23 protein-coding genes and 1 tRNA gene are annotated in these 20,229 nt (G+C 70.2%); 3 read left to right on the top strand and 21 right to left on the bottom strand.

Annotation, left to right across the window (positions count from 1 at the left end):
* Positions 1-43: 43 nt before the first annotated feature.
* The 7 genes from ACWDUZ_RS09575 to ACWDUZ_RS09545 form a co-directional block, all read right to left on the bottom strand.
* Complete coding sequence (locus ACWDUZ_RS09575) at positions 44-1,087, bottom strand: LuxR C-terminal-related transcriptional regulator (RefSeq protein WP_451631243.1); 1,044 nt, start codon at positions 1,085-1,087, stop codon at positions 44-46.
* A gap of 181 nt (positions 1,088-1,268) precedes the next feature.
* Positions 1,269-2,375, bottom strand: coding sequence for a sugar ABC transporter substrate-binding protein (locus ACWDUZ_RS09570; protein ID WP_451631430.1), 1,107 nt, complete (start codon positions 2,373-2,375; stop codon positions 1,269-1,271).
* Between the two features lie 463 nt (positions 2,376-2,838).
* Positions 2,839-3,288, bottom strand: coding sequence for a heat shock protein transcriptional repressor HspR (locus ACWDUZ_RS09565; RefSeq protein ID WP_451631429.1), 450 nt, complete (start codon positions 3,286-3,288; stop codon positions 2,839-2,841).
* 5 nt (positions 3,289-3,293) lie between these two features.
* Positions 3,294-4,466, bottom strand: coding sequence for a molecular chaperone DnaJ (dnaJ, locus tag ACWDUZ_RS09560; RefSeq protein ID WP_451631242.1), 1,173 nt, complete (start codon positions 4,464-4,466; stop codon positions 3,294-3,296).
* Between the two features lie 93 nt (positions 4,467-4,559).
* A complete protein-coding gene (gene grpE / locus ACWDUZ_RS09555; protein WP_451631241.1) occupies positions 4,560-5,264 on the bottom strand; it encodes a nucleotide exchange factor GrpE in 705 nt (234 codons plus the stop codon).
* Positions 5,261-7,108, bottom strand: a complete 1,848-nt coding sequence (gene dnaK / locus ACWDUZ_RS09550) for a molecular chaperone DnaK (RefSeq protein ID WP_451631240.1) — start codon at positions 7,106-7,108, stop codon at positions 5,261-5,263. Before dnaK ends, grpE begins: the two co-directional genes overlap by 4 nt.
* Before the next feature lie 93 nt (positions 7,109-7,201).
* Positions 7,202-8,695 carry an undecaprenyl/decaprenyl-phosphate alpha-N-acetylglucosaminyl 1-phosphate transferase gene (locus tag ACWDUZ_RS09545; protein ID WP_451631239.1) on the bottom strand — a complete coding sequence of 498 codons (1,494 nt, stop codon included), beginning with the start codon at positions 8,693-8,695 and terminating at the stop codon, positions 7,202-7,204.
* A 205-nt stretch (positions 8,696-8,900) separates the two neighbouring features.
* On the opposite strand from ACWDUZ_RS09545, the gene ACWDUZ_RS09540 reads away from it, so the two are divergent.
* On the top strand, positions 8,901-11,183 hold the full coding sequence (locus ACWDUZ_RS09540) for a (Fe-S)-binding protein (RefSeq protein WP_451631238.1): 2,283 nt from the start codon (positions 8,901-8,903) through the stop codon (positions 11,181-11,183).
* 124 nt (positions 11,184-11,307) lie between these two features.
* Here the strand turns inward: ACWDUZ_RS09540 and ACWDUZ_RS09535 are convergent, their stop codons facing one another.
* Entirely contained in the window at positions 11,308-11,637 is a 330-nt protein-coding gene (locus tag ACWDUZ_RS09535) for an antibiotic biosynthesis monooxygenase family protein (RefSeq protein WP_451631237.1), read from the bottom strand.
* Positions 11,638-11,793: 156 nt separating this feature from the next.
* Between ACWDUZ_RS09535 and ACWDUZ_RS09530 the strand changes: the two genes are divergently transcribed.
* On the top strand, positions 11,794-12,789 hold the full coding sequence (locus ACWDUZ_RS09530) for a YIP1 family protein (RefSeq protein WP_451631236.1): 996 nt from the start codon (positions 11,794-11,796) through the stop codon (positions 12,787-12,789).
* A gap of 133 nt (positions 12,790-12,922) precedes the next feature.
* Here the strand turns inward: ACWDUZ_RS09530 and ACWDUZ_RS09525 are convergent, their stop codons facing one another.
* From ACWDUZ_RS09525 to dcd, 4 genes are all read right to left on the bottom strand, one after another.
* Positions 12,923-13,111: a hypothetical protein gene (locus ACWDUZ_RS09525; RefSeq protein WP_451631235.1), complete on the bottom strand. Its 189-nt coding sequence runs from the start codon at positions 13,109-13,111 to the stop codon at positions 12,923-12,925.
* 39 nt (positions 13,112-13,150) lie between these two features.
* Positions 13,151-13,447, bottom strand: coding sequence for a hypothetical protein (locus ACWDUZ_RS09520; protein ID WP_451631234.1), 297 nt, complete (start codon positions 13,445-13,447; stop codon positions 13,151-13,153).
* Between the two features lie 441 nt (positions 13,448-13,888).
* Positions 13,889-14,398, bottom strand: coding sequence for a phosphoribosyltransferase (locus ACWDUZ_RS09515; RefSeq protein WP_451631233.1), 510 nt, complete (start codon positions 14,396-14,398; stop codon positions 13,889-13,891).
* A 14-nt stretch (positions 14,399-14,412) separates the two neighbouring features.
* On the bottom strand, positions 14,413-14,988 hold the full coding sequence (dcd, locus tag ACWDUZ_RS09510) for a dCTP deaminase (protein WP_451631232.1): 576 nt from the start codon (positions 14,986-14,988) through the stop codon (positions 14,413-14,415).
* Between the two features lie 528 nt (positions 14,989-15,516).
* Here dcd and ACWDUZ_RS09505 point away from each other — a divergent pair.
* A tRNA-Gly gene (locus tag ACWDUZ_RS09505) sits at positions 15,517-15,590 on the top strand.
* 49 nt (positions 15,591-15,639) lie between these two features.
* Here ACWDUZ_RS09505 and ACWDUZ_RS09500 read toward each other — a convergent pair.
* The 9 genes from ACWDUZ_RS09500 to ACWDUZ_RS09460 all read right to left on the bottom strand — a co-directional run bounded on the left by ACWDUZ_RS09500 (position 15,640) and on the right by ACWDUZ_RS09460 (position 20,205).
* Complete coding sequence (locus ACWDUZ_RS09500; protein ID WP_451631231.1) at positions 15,640-16,809, bottom strand: tyrosine-type recombinase/integrase; 1,170 nt, start codon at positions 16,807-16,809, stop codon at positions 15,640-15,642.
* A complete protein-coding gene (locus ACWDUZ_RS09495) occupies positions 16,809-17,021 on the bottom strand; it encodes an excisionase family DNA-binding protein (protein WP_451631230.1) in 213 nt (70 codons plus the stop codon). The genes ACWDUZ_RS09500 and ACWDUZ_RS09495 overlap by 1 nt, the downstream gene beginning before the upstream one ends.
* On the bottom strand, positions 17,018-18,319 hold the full coding sequence (locus ACWDUZ_RS09490; protein WP_451631229.1) for a replication initiator: 1,302 nt from the start codon (positions 18,317-18,319) through the stop codon (positions 17,018-17,020). The genes ACWDUZ_RS09495 and ACWDUZ_RS09490 overlap by 4 nt, the downstream gene beginning before the upstream one ends.
* Before the next feature lie 131 nt (positions 18,320-18,450).
* Positions 18,451-18,708 carry a SpdD protein gene (locus ACWDUZ_RS09485; RefSeq protein ID WP_451631228.1) on the bottom strand — a complete coding sequence of 86 codons (258 nt, stop codon included), beginning with the start codon at positions 18,706-18,708 and terminating at the stop codon, positions 18,451-18,453.
* A 14-nt stretch (positions 18,709-18,722) separates the two neighbouring features.
* Positions 18,723-18,917: a hypothetical protein gene (locus tag ACWDUZ_RS09480; protein WP_451631227.1), complete on the bottom strand. Its 195-nt coding sequence runs from the start codon at positions 18,915-18,917 to the stop codon at positions 18,723-18,725.
* Between the two features lie 10 nt (positions 18,918-18,927).
* On the bottom strand, positions 18,928-19,119 hold the full coding sequence (locus tag ACWDUZ_RS09475; protein WP_451631226.1) for a mobile element transfer protein: 192 nt from the start codon (positions 19,117-19,119) through the stop codon (positions 18,928-18,930).
* Complete coding sequence (locus ACWDUZ_RS09470; RefSeq protein WP_451631225.1) at positions 19,119-19,310, bottom strand: hypothetical protein; 192 nt, start codon at positions 19,308-19,310, stop codon at positions 19,119-19,121. Before ACWDUZ_RS09470 ends, ACWDUZ_RS09475 begins: the two co-directional genes overlap by 1 nt.
* A 20-nt stretch (positions 19,311-19,330) precedes the next feature.
* Positions 19,331-19,948 carry a DUF2637 domain-containing protein gene (locus ACWDUZ_RS09465; protein WP_451631224.1) on the bottom strand — a complete coding sequence of 206 codons (618 nt, stop codon included), beginning with the start codon at positions 19,946-19,948 and terminating at the stop codon, positions 19,331-19,333.
* The gene (locus ACWDUZ_RS09460) at positions 19,945-20,205 is read right to left on the bottom strand and encodes a hypothetical protein (RefSeq protein WP_451631223.1); all 261 of its coding nucleotides are present in this window, start codon (positions 20,203-20,205) and stop codon (positions 19,945-19,947) included. The genes ACWDUZ_RS09465 and ACWDUZ_RS09460 overlap by 4 nt, the downstream gene beginning before the upstream one ends.
* Positions 20,206-20,229 lie beyond the last annotated feature (24 nt).

Raw genomic sequence — 20,229 nt, 5'->3', positions numbered from 1 at the left:
GCCGCCCGGCTGGGCGGCACGAGCAGGGCTCGGCTCGGCCGTCTCACCGCGCGATCCGGGATCCTTGGCCAGGAACACCGAGCGGGACGGGACCGGAGGTGCCCGGCGGGCCGTCCAGGCCGGCCTGCGCGATGCGGACGCCCAGCTGCGTACGGCTGGCCGCGCCCAGCGTCTCCGACAGACGGGCGATGTGCGCGCGGCAGGTGCGCACGCTGATGCCCAGCCGCTCGGCGATCACCGCGTCCTGGTGGCCCTCGGCCAGCAGCGCGGCGATGGACCGCTCGCGGTGGGAGATGCCCTCGATACCGGTGTCGGGCAGCGGCGCGGTCAGCGGGATCGCCAGCCGCCACAGCCGTTCGAAGACCGTCACCAGGTACTCCACCAGCGCCGGATGGCGCAGCTCCAGCGCCATCGTGCGGTCGGCGTTGGCGGGCACGAAGGCGACCGTGCGGTCGAACAGGATCAGCCGGTCGATCACCTCGTCCAGCGTGCGCGCCTCGACCGCGCCGCCCATCAGCTCCAGGTAGTTCAGCAACCCCTGGCCGTGCCGGGCCACATGTGTGTACAGGTCGCGCATGCGCACGCCCCGGCCGCGCAGTGCCAGTGCGCGGTGCAGACCCTCCGACAGCTCGTGCTCCCGGCGGATGCCGCCGGGCTGGACGGTCAGCACCTCCGTCCGGCACGCCTCCGTCGCCTCGTCCATGGCGGCCTGGATGCGGGACAGGCCGTCCAGGACGCGGATCGCCGTGCCCTCGGGCGCGGCCTGGGGCTGCGGGGCCCGGCTGCCCAGCCCCGCGTACCGCTCGAAGGCCGTCACCACCGAGCCCACCCGCCGGTGGCTCTCGCTGATCTCCTCGTACATCCCGCGCAGCAGGCGGGTCATGACCTCCTGCGGCGCGGTCGGCACCAGGTAGTCCATGTCGTCGGGGTCCGGGTGCAGCAGGCCCAGTTCGAGCAGGCAGGGCACCGGATCGGCGTCCCGGCGCGGCACCCGTCCGCGCCGTACGGCCCGGGAATACACACGGTCCCCGGCCTCGCACAATCGGTCGGCCCCGTGTGGATGCTCCTGAGTCCCGCGCCCGGCCATGCCCCATCACACCCCCGGCTTCCGCGTCTTCGCAGCGCAACTATGCGCGGCCGGGACCCGCTGTGCAACACGGCTCCCCCTACCCCGGACACCGGGAACGACCGGTTTCGACCCGTGTGCACAGCCCCTCGGAGGGGGCGTCGCGGACAACCGCCCAGGACGCGGCCGGGGCGACCGGACCCTACTGCAGCTTCGCGGCCGAGCAGGCCGACTTGTACGCGGGGGTGCAGATGTCGGACACCTTGTAGATGCCGTCGGCCAGCACCGTCTCCTTGATGTTGTCCTTGGTCAGGGCGACGACGGGCACCAGCTGCGCGGGGATGCCCTTCCGGCCGGCGTTGTCGACCCGGTCGCGGGTCAGGGCGTCGAACTGGATGTCCTTGCCCTGGACCTTGGCGATGGCGATCTCGGCGGCGTTCTCCGCCTCCGTCGGGTAGGACTTGTACACGCTCATGTACTGCTCGCCGGTCAGGATGCGCTGCACGGCGTCGAGTTCGGCGTCCTGGCCGGTGACCGGGGGCAGCTTGGTGACGCCGGCGTCCTTGAGGGCCTTGATGACGCCGCCCGCGAGACCGTCGTTGGCGGAGTAGACGCCGGCGATGTTGTCCTTGCCGATCTGGCTGATCGCCTTGGCCATGTTGGCCTGGGCGATCTCCGGCTTCCACTTCGTGGTGTCGTAGGACTTGGCGATCGTCACCTTGCCGTTCAGCTGGTTGAGGGCGCCCTGCTTGAACTGCTTGGCGTTCGGGTCGGTCAGCGAGCCGTTCATCATGACGATCTTGTCGGAGCTGTCCGCCTTGGAGCCCAGCGCCTCCAGCAGCGAGCGGCCCTGCACCTCGCCGACCAGCTCGTTGTCGAAGGAGATGTACGCGTCGATCGGGCCCTCGGCGAGCCGGTCGTAAGCGATGACCGGGATGCCGGCGTCCTTGGCCTTCTTCACCATGGGGGCGATGGCGTGGGAGTCGACGGCGTCGAGCAGGATGACGTCGACCTTCTCGTCGATCATCCGCTGCATCTGGTCGGCCTGCTTGGAGGGGTTCGCCCCGGCGTTGGCGTAGTCGACGACGCCCTGCTTCTTGGTCAGCTCGGCGACCTTGCTCCTGATGATGGGTGCGTCGAACTTGTCGTAGCGCGTGTTGGCGGTCTCCGGCAGCAGCAGACCCACCTTCACATCGTCGCCCTTGGTCGGGCTCGCGTCGGCGCTGCTCCCCGAACCACCGAGCGCCCCGCAGGCGGCGAGCGAGAAGGTCAGCGTGGGCGCGGCCACGGCTATGGCGATACGACGCATCGAGGTGCTCACTTCTGGTGCCTTCCGGACGAGGACGCAGCATTGCGACCCAGGTGACTGAAAAGCCAACGCGGAGGCGACCACCGCCGTCAAGCGGAACCACTTAACGAGATGACAACACCACGCTCCGCTTCCTGCGTGAAGAGCCTGCGAAGCCTCACCGAACCCTCTCCAAACGCCCTTTACGGACCCTCCACTCAACGAAGATTCATCGACCGGTAAAGATCCGTCCAATCGGCCGAGTGCGCGAACGGAACGCACAACCGACCGAGCGAACTCGGCCATGCACCGGTCGTGCGGGGCCGTCCCCGGACACGGCGAACGCCGATGGGCGGTCAGGTTCCCGTCGACGGCGGCACTCCCGGAGGGCAGCCGTGCCCCGGCACGGCGAGGGGCCGGGAGACTGTCCGCCTCCCGGCCCCTGAATCCGCGTGTGTGCGCCCCGCGTACGCCGCCCGGGCCGTCAGTCCGACTGCTGCCGCTTGGGCCGCCAGACGACCAGCGCGCTGGTCTGCTGGACCTCCTGGTAGGGGACCAGGTCGCGGCGGTAGGAGGCGTGGACGGCGGCCTCACGCTGGCGCATCGTGGCAGCGGCGCCCTCCACGGCCGCCTGCAGTTCCGCCACCCGTGACTGCAACGCGGCGACCTGGTTCTCCAGTTCGATGATCCGCTTGATGCCCGCCAGGTTGATGCCCTCGTCCTGCGACAACTGCTGCACCTGGCGGAGCAGTTCGATGTCGCGGGCCGAGTAGCGGCGGCCCCGTCCGGCGGTGCGGTCCGGGGACACCAGGCCCAGCCTGTCGTACTGACGGAGGGTCTGCGGGTGCAGTCCGGACAGCTGAGCGGCCACGGAGATGACGTACACCGGTGTGTCTTCCGTCAGTTCGTACGGGTTGCGACGGCGGCCGTCCATCTCCCTCATGCTCCCTTCGCGGCCTCGAACAGCTCCGCCCGCGGGTCCTCGCCCGCGGTCGCCTCGCGATACGCCTCCAGCGCGTCACGAGCCTTCCCCGACAGGTCCTTGGGAACACGCACCTCGACGGTGACCAGCAGGTCCCCGCGGGTGCCGTCCTTGCGGACCGCGCCCTTGCCACGGGCCCGCATCGTGCGGCCGTTCGGCGTGCCCGGGGGCAGCTTCAGCGTCACCGGCGGTCCGCCGAGCGTCGGCACCCGCACCTCGCCGCCGAGCGCCGCCTCGTCGAACGTGACCGGCACGGTGACGGTGAGGTTGTCGCCCTTGCGCCCGAAGACCGGGTGCTCGCCGACGTGCACCACGACGTACAGGTCGCCGGCCGGCCCGCCGCGCTCGCCCGGTGCGCCCTTGCCGCGCAGCCGGATGCGCTGCCCGTCGTTGACGCCGGCCGGGATGCGGACCTGCATCGTCCGGGACGACTTGGCACGTCCCGAGCCGTGGCAGACCTCGCAGGGGTTCTCCGCGATCAGGCCGCGGCCCTTGCAGTCCGGGCACGGGTCGGTCAGCGAGAAGCCGCCGCCCGAGCCGCGCGCCACCTGCCCGGTCCCGACGCACGTCGGGCACACCCGCGGTGTGCCGTTCTTGTCGCCGGTGCCCGAACACGCCTTGCACGGCTGCTGGCTGGACATCCGCAGCGGCACCGTGGCGCCCTCGATGGCCTCCGTGAAGCTCAGCGTGACCTCGGACTCGATGTCCTGGCCGCGCCGCGGCTGCGTGCGCGTCCCGGCGCCCGCGCCGCCCCGGTTGAACAGGCCCCCGAAGACGTCACCGATTCCGCCGCCGAAGCCGCCCCCGCCCTGGGCGCCCCCACCGAAGAGGTCGCCCAGGTCGAAGTTGAAGGAGCCGCCGCTCGCCCCCGGCCCGGGGCGGAAGCCGCCGTTGCCGAACAGGGAGCGGGCCTCGTCGTACTCCTTGCGCTTCTTGGGGTCACCGAGCACGTCGTTCGCCTCGGAGATCTCCTTGAAGCGCTCCTCGGCCTTGGCGTTGCCCTTGTTGGCGTCCGGGTGGAACTCGCGGGCGAGCTTCCGGTACGCCTTCTTGATCTCGGCCTCGGTGGCGTCCTTGGGGACGCCGAGGACCTTGTAGTAGTCCTTCTCGATGAAGTCCTTGGTGCTCATCCCCGACGTCCCTCCTTTCCTGCGTCGTCACTCACCACGCCCGGGGCGACCACGGCACCCGCGGGTGCCGTGGTGCCTATGGCGCCTTCGCCGTCAGCCCTCCTCGGGGCCACCGCTGTCCTTGCCCTCGCCGGCGTCGCCGGCCTCACCCTGCGCGTCGCCCTTGGCCGTGCCGGACTCCTCGGCCGGCTTGACCGTCTGGGCGCCCGGCTGCGGCTCGGCCACCGCCACCCGCGCGGGGCGGATGGTGCGCTCGCCGATGCGGTACCCGGGTTGCAGGATCGCCACGCACGTCGTCTCGGTGACGTCCGGGGCGTAGGAGTGCATCAGCGCCTCGTGGACCGTCGGGTCGAAGGGCTCGCCCTCCTTGCCGAACTGCTGCAGTCCCATCTTGGCCGCCACGCTCTCCAGCGACTCGGCGACGGACTTGAAACCGCCCACCAGTTCGCCGTGTTCCCGCGCGCGCCCGATGTCGTCGAGCACGGGCAGGAGCTCGGTCAGGAGGTTCGCGATGGCGATCTCCCTGACCGCGACCCGGTCGCGCTCGACCCGGCGGCGGTAGTTCTGGTACTCGGCCTGGAGCCGCTGGAGGTCCGCCGTGCGCTCGCCGAGCGCCGTACGCACCTGGTCCAGCTGGGCCGTCAGACCGGCCGACTGAGCGGCGTCCCCGGCCGGGGCCGCCCCCTCCTCCTTGGCGGAGGAGGCGGCCTTCGGCTCGGCGTCGTCGGAGGTGGCGCCGGAGGGGACGTCGGGCTGCTGCGGCTGCTGCTCGTCGAAGCCCGGGGTCTCCTCCGTCACGCGGCACCGTCCTTGCGCTCGTCGTCGACGATCTCGGCGTCCACCACGTCGTCGTCGGCCTTCGCCTGGCCGGCACCGGCGTCACCGGCACCGCCCGCGGCCTGCGCGGCCTGGGCGTCGGCGTACATCGCCTGGCCGAGCTTCTGGGAGACGGCGGCGACCTTCTCCGTGGCGGTGCGGATCTCGGCGGTGTCCTCGCCCTTCAGCTTCTCCTTGAGCTCGCTGACGGCGGACTCCACCTCGGTCTTGATCTCGCCCGGGACCTTGTCCTCGTTGTCCTTGAGGAACTTCTCGGTCTGGTAGACGAGCTGCTCGCCCTGGTTGCGGGTCTCGGCGGCCTCGCGGCGCTTGTGGTCCTCCTCCGCGTAGCGCTCGGCCTCCTCGCGCATGCGGTCGACCTCGTCCTTCGGCAGCGAGGAGCCGCCGGTGACGGTCATCTTCTGCTCCTTGCCCGTGCCCAGGTCCTTGGCGGTCACGTGCATGATGCCGTTGGCGTCGATGTCGAAGGAGACCTCGATCTGCGGGACCCCGCGCGGGGCCGGCGGCAGGCCGGTCAGCTCGAACATGCCGAGCTTCTTGTTGTACGCGGCGATCTCGCGCTCACCCTGGTAGACCTGGATCTGCACCGACGGCTGGTTGTCCTCGGCCGTGGTGAAGATCTCCGAGCGCTTGGTCGGGATCGTGGTGTTGCGCTCGATCAGCTTGGTCATGATGCCGCCCTTGGTCTCGATGCCGAGGGACAGCGGGGTGACGTCGAGCAGCAGGACGTCCTTGACCTCGCCCTTGAGGACGCCGGCCTGGAGCGAGGCGCCGATGGCGACGACCTCGTCCGGGTTCACGCCCTTGTTGGCCTCCTTGCCGCCGGTCAGCTCCTTGACGAGCTCGGCGACGGCGGGCATACGGGTGGAGCCGCCGACGAGGACGACGTGGTCGATCTCGCCGAGCTGGATGCCGGCGTCCTTGATGACGTTGTGGAACGGCGTCTTGCAGCGCTCCAGGAGGTCCGCGGTCAGCTGCTGGAACTGAGCCCGGGTGAGCTTCTCGTCCAGGTGCAGCGGGCCCTCGGCGGAGGCCGTGATGTAGGGCAGGTTGATCGAGGTCTCGGTGGACGAGGACAGCTCGATCTTGGCCTTCTCCGCCGCCTCACGCAGACGCTGGAGGGCCATCTTGTCCTTGGACAGGTCGACGCCGTGGCCGGACTGGAACTGCTTGACCAGGTAGTCGACGACACGCTGGTCCCAGTCGTCACCACCGAGGTGGTTGTCGCCGTTGGTGGCCTTCACCTCGACCACGCCGTCGCCGATCTCCAGCAGCGAGACGTCGAAGGTGCCGCCACCGAGGTCGAAGACCAGGATGGTCTGGTCGTCCTTGTCGAGGCCGTACGCCAGGGCGGCGGCCGTCGGCTCGTTGACGATCCGGAGCACGTTCAGACCGGCGATCTCACCGGCCTCCTTGGTGGCCTGGCGCTCGGCGTCGTTGAAGTAGGCCGGGACGGTGATGACCGCGTCGGTCACCTTCTCGCCCAGGTAGGCCTCGGCGTCCCGCTTCAGCTTCTGCAGCACGAACGCGCTGATCTGCTGCGGGTTGAAGTCCTTGCCGTCGAGGTTGATCTTCCAGTCGGTGCCCATGTGGCGCTTGACCGACCGGATGGTCCTGTCGACGTTGGTGACGGCCTGGCGCTTGGCCACCTCGCCGACCAGCACCTCGCCGTTCTTCGCGAAGGCGACGACGGACGGCGTGGTCCTGGCGCCCTCTGCGTTGGTGATGACGGTGGGCTCGCCGCCCTCCAGAACGCTGACGACGGAGTTAGTCGTGCCCAGGTCGATGCCGACCGCACGTGCCATGGTGAATTCCTCCAGCGACTTGAGTGGAACGGACTCAAGTGTGCACGACCCATCCATCAGGGTCAACAGACCTGAGCCAGACCGACTCAACTCTTATCCATCCCTTACACGCAAGACCCCTCTGACCTGGGAAAACGTGGACAGCCGAGGCGATGCGGCGGGATATTCAGGTTGACGAGCGGGGCCTGGAGGGAGGATCCGCGAGGCGAAGGCGCGTCGACTTCGGGCGATATGAGCGGTTCGCGAATCCCCGGGGATCTGGGGGGACTGAAGCGCACCGGCGGTGCGCAGCCCCTCGGAAGGGGACACGACCACCGGGGTGCGCGAGGTTCCCGCGTCGACGGCGGACCGCACCGCGGTGCCGTACGGATCGGCGGGACGGGGACCGGACCGGGCGGCCGTGCCGTACCCGCCGTACCCCTCGACCGTACGCGAGCGGGTGGCCGTGCCGTAGCCCCCGGCCGCCGGCCGCGACCGCGCGCCGGCGCCCTGGCTCTCCGCCCCCGCGCGCGCTCGGGTGGCCGTGGCGTACGACCCCGTCGTGGCGGACCTGGTGGCCGTGGCGTACGTCCCCGTCGCACCGGGCCTGGTGGCCGTGGGGTGCGGTTCGGCGAGGCGGCGCGGACCGTACACCTTGACCGACAACAGGCCGAGGACGGCCGCCAGGACCGCGCCCGCCAGCCACAGCCCGCCCACCGGTGCCAGCCAGCTCGCGTGGATCAGCGCGCCGACCAGCACCGCGGCGAACGTCCCGGCGCCGAGCACGATCGTCGCGCCCGGTGGGGTGAGCCCCAGCCGGCGCAGCCGGTGGGCGAGGTGGTCGGGGCCGGGCCGGTGCACCGGACGCCCCGCCAGCCGCCGGGAGAGGACGACGAGGACGGCGTCCGCGGTGGCCATGGCGGTGAGCGCGAACAGCACGGCGCAAGTGGACCCGGCCTCGTACCCGGTACGGACCAGCACCCCCGCGGCGGCCAGCACGAAGCCCGTGAACAGGGAGCCGCACGCGCCGAAGGCGATCCGCGCCGGATGCCAGTTGTGCATCAGGAAGCCGGTGAGGGCGGCGGCCAGCACGCTCAGCAGCACCGCGAGGTCGTCCATCATCTCGGCCGCCGCGCACACGCCCGCGCCGAACGCGGTGAGCACGCCCACCGTGCCCGCGAGGCCGTCCGCGTGGTCCAGCCCCCGGAAGGCGGCGGTCACACAGGCGATCCAGGCCACCGCGGCGAGCCCCGCCGGCAGCCCGGTCTCGTCGTACGGCACCACGCAGGCCGCCGCGACGGCCGTGCCGACGAGCAGGAACCGCGTCTTCAGCCGCCAGACGTCCGCGGCCAGCCCGAGCACGCCCACCCCCGCGCCCGCCGCCAGCAACCTGCTCACGTCGTCGCTCAGCGGTGCCGCACCCGTCCAGCCGCCCGCCGCCGCGACCAGACAGGTGCTGACCACCACGGCCGCCCCGCCGAGCAGCGGCACCGGCCGGACCCTGCGCCGGTCGACCATCCCCAGGCGCAGCGCGGGCACCCGGAGCAGGGCCGAGAGCACGGCGGCGAGGAGGAGAGCGGAGGTGGCGGTCGCGATCCCGTAGAGCACGGTTCTTAAATTAGAGGTATATCGATCGATTGGGTGTGAATAACACGATCAGGACAGAATTGGATCAACAGGGCCCTCTCAGGTGACCCTCAGCGACCCAGATCACCCCGCACCCCGCTACATTGCGACGGAGGATGAAGGTAGTCTCAGACGGACTGCATAAGTTACCGCTTAGTAATTTCGAGGCCGCCTCACAGGAGCCCCAATGCAACTCGCCGCGATCATCGTGTCGCTGGTCCTGATCGTGGTCGGCGTGGCACTGTTCGGCCGCGCCCTCCTGCAGATCTACAACTTCATGCGGCTGGGCCAGTCGGTACCGGCCGGAACGCGGACCAACGATCCCGCACAGCGCACCATCACCGTGGCCCGGGAGTTCCTCGGCCACACCCGGATGAACCGCTGGGGCGTCGTCGGGGTGGCGCACTGGTTCGTGGCGGTGGGCTTCTTCACCCTGCTGCTGACGATCGTCAACGCGATCGGGCAGCTGTTCCAGGCGGACTGGATCCTGCCGGTCATCGGCGAGTGGGCACCGTACAACGTCTATGTCGAGTTCATCGGCACCATGACGGTCCTCGGCATCCTCGTCCTGATCGCGATCCGCCAGTTGAGCCACCCGCGCACGCCGGGGCGCAAGTCCCGCTTCGCGGGCTCCAACTTCGGCCAGGCGTACTTCGTCGAGGCCGTCATCCTCATCGTCGGCGTCTGCATCTTCATGCTGCACGCCCTCGAGGGCGCCCAGCACCACGTCGACTCCTACGAGGCCTCCTTCTTCATCTCGTACCCGGTCGTGTCGGGGCTGAAGGGCATGGACGTCTCCACGCTCCAGAACCTCACCTACTTCTTCGCCGGCCTGAAGATCGCGACCTCCTTCATCTGGATGATCGTGGTCGGCCTCAAGACCGACATGGGTGTGGCCTGGCACCGCTTCCTGGCGTTCCCGAACATCTTCTTCAAGCGCAACGCCGACGGTGAGACCTCCCTCGGCGCGCTGCTGCCGATGACCTCCGGCGGCAAGACGATCGACTTCACCGACCCGGGCGACGACGACGTCTTCGGTGTCTCCCAGGTCGAGCACTTCTCCTGGAAGGGCCTGCTGGACTTCTCCACCTGCACCGAGTGCGGCCGCTGCCAGTCGCAGTGCCCGGCGTGGAACACCGGCAAGCCGCTCTCCCCCAAGCTGCTGATCATGTCGCTGCGGGACCACGCGCACGCCAAGGCCCCGTACCTGCTGGCCGGCGGCGGCAAGACGATGGAGGGCGAGGAGAAGGCGAGCGAGGAGCAGCTGGCGGGCGTGCCCGCGACCGCCCTCGCGGAGGCCGAGCGCCCGCTGATCGGCACCGCCGAGGAGAACGGCGTCATCGACCCGGACGTGCTGTGGTCCTGCACCACCTGCGGCGCCTGCGTGGAGCAGTGTCCGGTGGACATCGAGCACGTCGACCACATCGTCGACATGCGCCGCTACCAGGTCATGATCGAGTCCGCGTTCCCGTCCGAGGCGGGCACGATGCTCAAGAACCTGGAGAAGAAGGGCAACCCCTGGGGCCTGGCCAAGAAGCAGCGCCTTGAGTGGACCAAGGAGGTCGACTTCGAGGTCCCGGTCGTCGGCAAGGACATCGAGGACCTCTCCGAGGTCGAGTACCTGTACTGGGTCGGCTGCGCGGGCGCCCTGGAGGACCGCGCCAAGAAGACCACCAAGGCCTTCGCCGAGCTGCTGCACATCGCGGGCGTGAAGTTCGCGATCATGGGCGGCGACGAGAAGTGCACCGGTGACTCCGCCCGCCGCCTGGGCAACGAGCCCCTGTTCCAGGAGCTCGGCATGGAGAACGTGATGGCCCTGAACACGGCGTTCGGCGAGGAGCTGGACGACGAGGGCAAGGTCACGCCCGAGTCGAAGAAGCCGAAGTCGGCGAAGAAGATCGTCGCCACCTGCCCGCACTGCCTGAACACGCTCGGCAACGAATACCCGCAGCTCGGCGGCGACTACGAGGTCATCCACCACACCCAGCTGCTCCAGCACCTGGTCGACGAGGGCAAGCTGATCCCGGTCACCCCGGTCGAGGGCCTCATCACCTACCACGACCCGTGCTACCTGGGCCGCCACAACAAGATCTACACGCCCCCGCGCGAGATCATCGGCAAGGTCCCGGGCCTGCGCAACGAGGAGATGCACCGCCACAAGGAGCGGGGCTTCTGCTGCGGCGCCGGCGGCGCCCGGATGTGGATGGAGGAGCGGATCGGCAAGCGCATCAACAACGAGCGCGTCGAGGAGGCCCTGTCCCTGAACCCGGACATCGTCTCCACCGCCTGCCCCTTCTGCCTGGTGATGCTGACCGACTCGGTCAACGGCAAGAAGAACGAGGGCGCGGCGAAGGAGTCCGTCCAGGTCGTGGACGTCGCCCAACTCCTGCTGGACTCCGTCAGGACCCCGGTCGACCCGGCCGGCGACTCGGCGAGCGAGAGCGCCCCGGAACCGGAGCCGGTGAAGTAGGAGCCGATGGGGCGGGAGCCGGTGAGCCGGGCCGCCCGCCCGGTCGACGACCGACGCCCCCCTGCCCGTCGTACGCGTACGGGCAGGGGGGCGTCGTCCTGTACCGGCACCGGCGGGTCCGGGCCTACGCGCTCTTGGGCGCGGCCTGCTGCACCACCTCGAAGGACCACAGGGTCGAGCCGGAGGCGGCGGGCTGCGGCCGCTCCTGGCCCTCACCCGAACGCCCCTGATGAGCGGCCTTCATCGGCCCCTCCATCCAGGCCTGGAACGACTCCTCGTCCCGCCACCGGGTGTAGACGAGGTAGGTGTCGGTGCCCTCCACGGGACGCAGCAGTTCGAACCACTCGAACCCGTCGGAGTTCTCCACGGCGTGCGCACGCGAGGCGAACCGCTTCTCCAGGGTCTCCCGCTGCTCGGCGGCCACCGTCAGCACGTTGATCTTGACTACGCTCATGGGGCCACCCTGCCCGCTGCGCTGCCGCAGCGGCCCGGGGATACCCCGCCCACCCGCTGCCCAGCCCTCGACGGCACCACTTCCCGGCCCCTGACCGCGTCCCCGACACCGCCCCGGTACCCAGGTAGGAGAGCCGTCCGGCCCTCCCCTTAGGGGATGTCACAGCTCGGCCGCAAAGCCGGCCCCGAACCCCCGGACCCGGCACGCGGCCGTACCGGACCAGGTACGTTCGAGGACGTGGCTGGATTCAGGATCGGACACGGCGGCCGGGACGACCGGGCCCCGCAAGCGCGCCCCCAACGCCCCGCCTACGGACAGCGGGCGCCCCACCAGGCGCCGCCGTACGGCTACCCGCAGGCGTCGCAGCCGTACCCGCAGCAGCAACCGCACTACGGAGGCGGCGCGCCGGCCGCGGGCCCCTGGCCCCAGGCGAACGGCGGCGGCCACGGCGAGCCCGAGTACTTCGGTGACGGCGGCGCCCATCCGCAGGGCGGCCCCGACCCGTACGCGGCCAACAACCCCGGGCACACCCAGGCGTTCGCGATCGGCGAGGACCCCTACAGCCAGGGCGAGATGTACCGCGCGGGCTCGGCCCCGGCGGGCCCGATCGGCCCGCGCCTGCGCTGGAAGGACCTCCTGCGGGGCATAGTCCTGTCCCCGCGGCAGACCTTCCTCCAGATGCGCGACTACACGATGTGGGGTCCCGCCCTCATCGTGACGTTCCTCTACGGCCTGCTGGCGGTCTTCGGCTTCGACGGCGCCCGGCAGGACGCGATCAACGCCACGCTCTCCAACGCGATCCCGATCGTCCTGGTCACGGCCGTGGCCATGGTGATCAGCGCCTTCGTCCTGGGCGTGGTCACCCACACCCTGGCCCGCCAGCTCGGCGGCGACGGCGCCTGGCAGCCCACGGTCGGCCTGTCCATGCTGATCATGTCCCTCACGGACGCGCCGCGCCTGCTCGTCGCCCTGTTCCTCGGTGGCGACGCGGGCTTCGTCCAGCTGCTCGGCTGGGCCACCTGGGTGGCCGGCGGCGCCCTGCTGACCCTCATGGTCAGCCGGTCCCACGACCTGCCCTGGCCGAAGGCCCTGGGCGCTTCGGCGATCCAGCTGATCGCACTGCTGTCGATCGTCAAACTGGGCACGTTCTGACGGGTGCGCGGCGCGTAAGCCGTGGCGCGTACGGGTGCAGGACGGCGCGGACGCGCGGACGTGGAGGAACGCGGCCGAACCGCCGGTCATGCGGCGGATCACGACTTCCCCCGTGATCCGCCGGACGGTGTCCTCAGTCGTCCCCGCCGCTCTGCCGCGGGCGGGAATTCCGGTTCGCGCTGCGAACCAGCTCGCTGCCGAGCAGCGTCGCCCTGGCCACACCACGTGCCCAGCGAGGAGCGTCGCCCCGGGCCGACCAGTAGACACAGACACAGCCGCCGATGACGAGCAGGACGACGACGGACAATATGAGCACGAGCATGCTCCACCCCTCATTGGTGTGACGGCCCGCGCCATCCTCTCAGGAGGCGCCCTCACCTCCAGGAACGCCCTCGGGGCATCGGCGCAGCCGCGCGGCTTCCGCGATGACGTGCCGGATTCCCCGCCGCTCGCCCGCTCGCCGCGAATCTACGTGCTGGGCCGTCGGTGCGCCGGGCAGCTCCTCCCTCAGGACGCGTTCCGCCTCCTCGAGTGCCCGATCGCAGTCGGCGTCCGAGCTGTCGGACGGCAGGCACGCCTCCATCCCCCGGGACAAGCCCATGTCGTTGCCCCCGATCGTCAGAGTCACGAGCGTGGTGGCCCGGGAGAGCAACGGCACCTGATATCGCAACCTCAGCGGTGGTCGCACCGCTGCATGCGACGAACTCGAACTCGCTCGGGCGGTGCGCCGCGGCCCAGAGGGCGGGGTACGCACCGGGGCTGCGGGAGCACGCACCACTGGACGCGATGTATTCACCGGCGCCGACGCCGGACGCGAACGAGTCACCGAGTGCGACGTAACGTGGCTCGCTCAGGCCTCCACGGGCGTCCGCCGACGGGCCGACGTGTGCGGGGGACGCGCCCAGCGCGAGGGGAAGAGCCAGAGCACTGGCGATGACCGACTTCCATGCCGGTCTTTCCATGCGGACCGTCCACCATGCCACTGCCGTTACCGTCAGCCACACGACGACCACTGTACGTCAATATGGCCGCATTCACCTTTTGCGGCGAACTCGGAGACGCACGCGTGAACGATCCGGCACACCGCCGGCCGACGGCCCTACAGCGCCTCCGTGTTCACCTTGGGCGCCGCACCCAGCCTGTGGACCGGGGGCAGGACACTCCACGGGAAGTTGATCCAGTCATCGGTGCGCTTCCAGACGTACTCGCACTTCACCAGCGAGTGGGACTTCTCGTAGATGACGGCGCTGCGCACCTCGGCGACGGTGTCCAGGCAGAAGTCGCGGACCAGCTTGAGCGTCTTGCCGGTGTCGGCGACGTCGTCGGTGATCAGCACCTTCTTGTCGGAGAAGTCGATCACGTTGGGCACGGGCGCGAGCATGACGGGCATCTCGAGAGTGGTCCCGACGCCGGTGTAGAACTCGACGTTCACCAGGTGGATGTTCTTGCAGTCGAGGGCGTAGGCGAGCCCACCGGCGACGAACACACCGCCCCGCGCGATGCTGAGCACTATGTCCGGCTCGTACCCGTCGTCGGCGATGGTCTGCGCGAGTTCGCGGACGGCGGTGCCGAACTGCTCGTAGGTGAGGTTCTCTCGTACGTCGCTCATGTCGGTGGTGCCCCTCAGACCTGGGTCCGGTGGAAGTTGAGGTAGGAACGCGAAGCCGTGGGTCCGCGCTGCCCCTGGTAACGGGAGCCGTAGCGCTCACTGCCGTAGGGGGCCTCGGCGGGCGAGCTGAGCCGGAACATGCACAGCTGCCCGATCTTCATCCCCGGCCACAGCTTGATCGGCAGGGTGGCCAGATTGGACAGTTCGAGCGTGACATGCCCGGAGAACCCGGGGTCGATGAACCCGGCGGTGGAATGCGTCACGAGCCCGAGCCGCCCGAGCGAGCTCTTCCCCTCCAGCCGGAAGGCGAGGTCGTCGGGAACCGTGATGACCTCGTACGTACTGGCGAGCACGAACTCCCCGGGGTGCAGGATGAACGGCTCCTCCCCCTGGGGCTCGACGAGCCGGGTGAGGTCCGGCTGCTCCACGGAGGGGTCGATGTGGGGGTAGCGGTGGTTCTCGAACACCCGGAAATAGCGGTCGAGGCGCACGTCGATGCTGGACGGCTGCACCATGGATTCGTCGAAGGGATCGATCCGTACCCGCCCGGCATCGATCTCGGCCCGGATGTCCTTGTCTGAGAGAAGCACGCCCCGAGGATACGCAAGGCGCGCGGAGCCCCCACAATCAGGACGACCCCACGCGCCGCATCGCACGGCTGCTGCCGCGCCGATCGCTCCTGCGCCGCTCCTACCGCTTCTGCAAGGTCACCGGCACCGCACTGCGGAGCCGGGCACACCGCGGACACCTCACGAGCCGACCGGGACCGAGCCGCTCGGCCTGCTGCATCGGGAACGAAGCGGTGCTGAACACGTGCCCCTCGGCACAACGGACGACGGTGCGCTCCATCAAGCCCTCAAGTCCCTTCCCCAGAACCGCGCCTGGCCTTCTGCCACCTGACGACAAAAGCCACACTACGGGATCAAAGAGACGACCCTCCAGGCGGCACTCCGCCCCCACGAACACCCTCCCCCACCCCTCCACCGTACGCCCCAACTCCGTTCACCCGCAGCCGTCGTACCCCGCGAAACAAGACAGGCCCGACGGCGATCAACGCCGGGGGCCACGGATGAGGTAGAGTGAGCGAGCACCGGACACCGACCACGTCGGTGTCTTACGCGGGTGTAGTTTAATGGTAGAACATCAGCTTCCCAAGCTGAGAGCGCGAGTTCGATTCTCGTCACCCGCTCCATGGAGAAGGCCCAGGTCAGAGACCCGGGCCTTTTTGCTGTGCACGGTGATCACTCGTCGCGTGCCAGATTCGTGCCAGAAGACTTCTCGGTCGCCTTCTTGGCAGCCTCAGCACGAGCCTTCCGGACGGTGGCGTCGAGGCCGGCGGCGACCTCTTCCTGTCGCTCCTCGTCGGAGTGCTGGTAGATCAGCGCGGCCTTCTCGGAGGACTGCCCGGCGCGCACCATCGTGTCCTTGAGCGTGGCGCCCGACCGCGTGGACAGTGTGTGCCCGGTGTGCCGGAGGTCGTAGAACCGGAAGCCCTCGGGCATGCCGACGATCTCCCGCGCCCGTCGCCACTTCCGCCCGAAGGTGCTGCGCCGGAACGGAGCCCCTTTCTCGCCGACGAAGATCAGCCCGTCCGGGCCAGGCTCGGCGTAGCTCTCCAGGTGCCAGCGGAGCTCCCGGCGGAGGAACGCGGGAAGAATCACAGTCCGGGTGCCTGCCTCGGTTTTGGTGTCGCCCTGGACTCGCCGCCCGTTCATCCGTTCCGGCTCGGCGAGACGGACCCGGATGCGTAAGTTGTCGAGGTCGACGTCCCGACGACGGAGGCCGGCCAGTTCCTCCGGACGCATCGGACCGTACGCGCCGAGGTAGACCATGAGCCGCCACCGCATCCCCACGGCGTCGGCCAACGCGTCGACCTGGGCGACGGTCGCGATGCGCCGCTCAGCCGCCCTCTCCTTCCCCGCGCCCTTGATCCGGCACGGGTTGCGCGTGATCAGCTCATCATCCACCGCCGTTTCCATGATGGCCTTGAGCAGTCGGTACGCCTTGGCCGTCATTGTCCTGGCGTTGGCGTTCCGCAGCCGATCGGCCCGCCACTCACGGACGCGCGGAGCGGTGATCTCGTCCAGGTCCGACTCGGCGAAGGCGAGCAGGTGCTTGTCGAGGAGGTAGCGGTACAGGTCACGGGTGAGCGGCGCGAGCTCCCGTTCGTCGACCCACTTGTCGGTGTAGGCCCGGAAACTCACCGCGCCTGCCTCAGGGTCGCGCCACTCACCCCGGCGGATCTCCGTCTGTTTCTCGGCAAGCCAGTCGTCCGCGTCGGCGGTCGTTTCGAAAGTGAAGGGAGCCGGGCGCATGACGCCGTCCGGGCCCGGATAGCGCGCCTGGTACCGGCCGGAGGAAAGCCGCCGGATCGCACCGAAGCGGCGCCGCCGCCCCTTGTCGTTCGCCATCAGGCAGCCCCCCCGAAGCGCGCCCGGGGACGCCTCAACGGCTGGACCGTGTGGGAGTCGATGAACTCCGCAACCGCGCTCTCAGGGATGCGGACGTGCCGACCGACCTTCACGTAGCGGATGCGCCGTTCCTCGATGAGCCGCCGCGGGAAGCGGGGCGAGGTGCCGAGCAGTTCGGCGACCTGGTCGACGGACAGGCAACGGTCGTTCATGCGGTCGGCTCTCCTTCCGTTCCGGAAGCGGGTTCAAGGGTGGCGGCGAGCCAGCTTTCGGCACCGGAGAGGCCGGTTCCGGCGAACATCCAGTGCGCGAGGACGAGCGTGGTTTCGCCGTCCTGCGGGACGGGCGCGGCGGCTTGGGCGCGGCGCCAGTCGGCGCGGGCGTCGCGCAGGGCGCCGAGGGTGGTCGAGTAGCGGCGGGACTTTGTGGAGAAGTGGCCGCGGAAGCCGAGCATGTGGGACCAGGCCCGCAGGCGGAGGTGCGCCAGCTCGGGGCGGGCGCCAAGTGCCCAGGCGGTGCGGATCATGCGGCGGGGGTGGTCCGTGATGCGAGCGTGTGCCAGCTCGGCGAGGAAGCGGATCGGCCGGTCCAGGGTGCCCGTCGCGGTCTCGGCGCCCTTGGTAGCGTACTTGGCGATGTACGCGGCGACGGCCCGCTCGGTCAGCTCCTGACCGTCGTCGAAGTCCGCCGAGCGGATCGTGCGGACGTCGAGTTGACGGCCGAAGGTGAAGGTGTGGGCCCGACCGTCGATCTCCGGACCGTCGACCCGGGCGGCGAGGGTGGCCGCACGGATGGCGTCGGCGAGCAGTTCGGCCGTCGCCCAAGCCGGGGGCGGGGTGTCGCCGCCTTCCGGGCCGTCGAGGCGGATGACCGCATGGAAGTGCACAGCGCCCCGCTTCTGGTACTCGGCCACCTTGGCGAACGAGACGCGGGCATGGTCGCGGAAGGACCGCTGGGTGAGTCCGGCCCTCTTGGCGACCTCCCGACGGAGGTAGATGGAGAAGCGCCGCCACAGATCCCCGGCGTGCGCGTTCCAGAGCACGGCCGCTTCGTAGTCGTAGGTGTCCGGGTCCAGCGGCGTGCCCAGGGCTGGGTCCTGCTCGTCGTGGCGGTTCCCGCAGCGGCAGGCCCGGCCGCTGGACGGGCGGTTGTGGACCGGGCCGAAGCTCGGGGCGGTGAAGGTGGCGAAGACCCGCGGGTGAGTCGCCACTTGTTCGGGCGTGCCCTTGCCGCCCCGGAGTCCGGCGGTGATCAGGTGGTAGGTGTCGCGGCGGTAGGTCTCGGCGCAGGCCGCACACCGGGTTGCCCGGCGGTTGTTGCACCGGACGAGGAGGTGACCGGCGGGGAGGGCGGCGGAGTCCAGATGGTGCAGGACGCGCCCGATCTCGCCGGTGCTCTTGTCGACCGCGTACGCGGTGCGGTGGCCGTCGAGTCGTACGGGGCGGGTGCAGCCGCCCAGACCGGAGAGTTGGCGGCCCAGCTCGGGCAGGGTGCCCAGCGAGGCCAGCATGGAGAGTTCCGCCAGCGGGGGCGGAGTCTGCCGGGTGATGATGGGACTTCCTTTCGACTGCGTTCGGCGGTTGAGAGGGACGGCCCCGGGGCGGCGGGATGATTGGCGGCGTTTGCCGCCCCGGCGGCCGGTCAGTGCTTGTGCGCTTTGCTGACGAGGGAGCGCAGGACGACGGCGGCGATGGCCACGGACACGGCCGAGACGGCTACCGCCGCCAGGAGCGCGGTCAGGACGATGCCGACGACGACCACGGCGGCGACCGCACCGACCCCGACACCCACGAACGGGGCCACCGGGCGGCCGGCGGAAGGGGCAGGAGCCTGCATCGGCTGGGGCGTGACGGTCGTGGTGGGCAGGGTCGGGACGTCGGACAGCTTGGGGCGGGACATGGCGGACCTCCTTGTCACTTCTGCGTGCCGTCGACGACGCCGACCCCGGAACGGGTGCCGGACTCGATGGCGGGGGCGAGGAAGGTGTGCGAGAGCCAGAAGCCGAACAGCGCGATCACGACGGCGATCCAGAGCCGGACGCCGAGGAACTTGATCGCGGCCCAGGCGATGACGCCCAGGACGAAGACGAGCGGAAGCGAGACGGTCACGGGAGCTCCCTCAGCGGACGGCGCAGCGGTGCGTGCGGGCGGCCAGCTCGGCGGCGGCGCGGCTGTCGTAGTCCGTCGAGAAGCCGCAGCGCGGCGCCGTGCAGGCGGCGGTGTGCTTCTCCCGGCCCCGGCCGTCGTAGTACGTGCCGACCTGGACGGGACCGATGCGGACGACGTGGCGGAAGCGGCGGTTGGCGGACATCAGCGGGTCTCCTTCGGGTCGTCGCCGGTGAAGTCGGTGACGTGGTCGGCGAGCCAGCGAAGGATCTCGTCGCCCTCGTAGCTGTCGGCGGCGATGATCACCGGCTCGGCGATCAGTACGGCTTCGGTGAGGCGGTTCTGTCGGGTCAGCTCGGCGGCGCGTTTCAGCGCGCGGAGCGTGGACGGGCGCATGTGAGGGCGTTCCTCCGGGTTCAGGTGAGGTGGGTTGCGATGGCTTCGGCGAGCGGCAGCGGGACGCCGAGCCGGGCGCGGAGTGTCGAGGTGTCGATGGCGGTTCCGGTGCGGGCGCGGTGTTCGTCGGCGACCTTGCGAGCGAGGGCAACGAGGGCGGGCGGGACGGGGGTTGTCGAGGGCGGAGCCGGTTCCGGTTCCACAGCGGGCAACTCAGGGGCCGAGGGAGGAACCGGGGCCCTGCCTTCGGTCGAGGCCGGCGGATCTTCCGGCTTCGGGGGGCCGTGGACGAGCAGGGTTCCGCCGAGGAAGGCCACCGCAGGCCATCCCGCGACGAGGATGCGTAGCCAGGCCGGTACCGCGCCCAGGTCGAGCAGCCCGGCCGTGGCGACGTTGGCGCCCAGCGACGCGGTCAACGCGACCAGGAACCAGCACCACCCGGCCGCTTTCGCCCCGCCGGAACGCAGCCGCCGCCAGGCCGCCACCAACAGCAGGTCTACGGACACCGGGTAGGCCCACGCCTTCCAGCCGTGCTGCCCGGCGGCCGAGGCCAGGTCGTGAAGGTGGGCGAAGGACAGCGCGGCGGCGATCAGGGCTTGCACGACCACGGCGTCCGGGCGGACGGTCAGCCGCTTCACGATTCCGCGCCCTGTTCCTTCTCGCGGTCGGCCAGGGCAGCGGCGTAGGTCTCCAACGCCTTGACGTACTCCGCGCACGCAGCCGACAGCTCACGGGCGACGGCCAGGTGATCGGCGACGGGCACCCTGGCGAAGGCCGAGACGGCCAGGGTGTGGCCCTCACCGTCCAGGGTGAGGATCGGTGGACGGGCCGTGCCGTACTGGTTGAGGCGGATGGTGGTGTTGCCGTCCGCGTAGAAGGCCATCGAGGCAGTCACGAGCGTTCCTCTCCGTTTTCGGGC

The sequence above is a fragment of the Streptomyces sp. NPDC003393 genome (assembly GCF_053589015.1).
Note: the sequence above shows the minus strand (reverse complement) of the source record. Positions and strands in the feature narration are given on the sequence as shown.